This window comes from Azoarcus sp. TTM-91, assembly GCF_012911025.1.
In the GTDB taxonomy this organism is placed as follows: domain Bacteria; phylum Pseudomonadota; class Gammaproteobacteria; order Burkholderiales; family Rhodocyclaceae; genus Azoarcus.
This window is the reverse complement of sequence record NZ_WUEI01000319.1, coordinates 1-393: the sequence shown is the minus strand read 5'-3', so window position 1 is coordinate 393 and position 393 is coordinate 1. Positions and strand designations below refer to the sequence as shown.

Annotated in this window: 1 protein-coding gene; it reads right to left on the bottom strand. The window is 66.4% G+C overall.

The genetic code is table 11. The features are described from left to right. A partial coding sequence (locus GRF61_RS24425; RefSeq protein ID WP_169153188.1) for a response regulator occupies window positions 1-393 on the bottom strand: 393 nt, incomplete at both ends.

Sequence of the window (393 nt, the reverse complement as noted above, 5' to 3'; positions counted from 1 at the left end):
GATCTGGGTGCGCGAAAGCACTTCGCCAGTCTGGCGCATCAGCAGGTGCAGCAGGGCGAACTCCTTGGCGGTCAGGTCGATGCGCTGCCCGGCGCGGTAGGCGCGGTGGCGACCAGGGTCCAGCTCCAGGTCGGCGACGCGCAGGGTGCTGGGCTGCAGTTGCTGGTCGTTACGGCGCAGCAGGCTGCGGATGCGCGCCAGAAGTTCAGGGAATTCGAAGGGCTTGAGCAGGTAGTCGTCCGCGCCCAGGTCCAGACCTTTGACTCGGTCAGCCAGGCGACCATGGGCGGTCAGCATCATGATGCGCGTGGCCGATTCGGCGCGCAGCCGCTGCAGCACGGTCCAGCCATCGATTTCAGGCAGGTTGACGTCGAGGATGACCAGGTCGTAGGG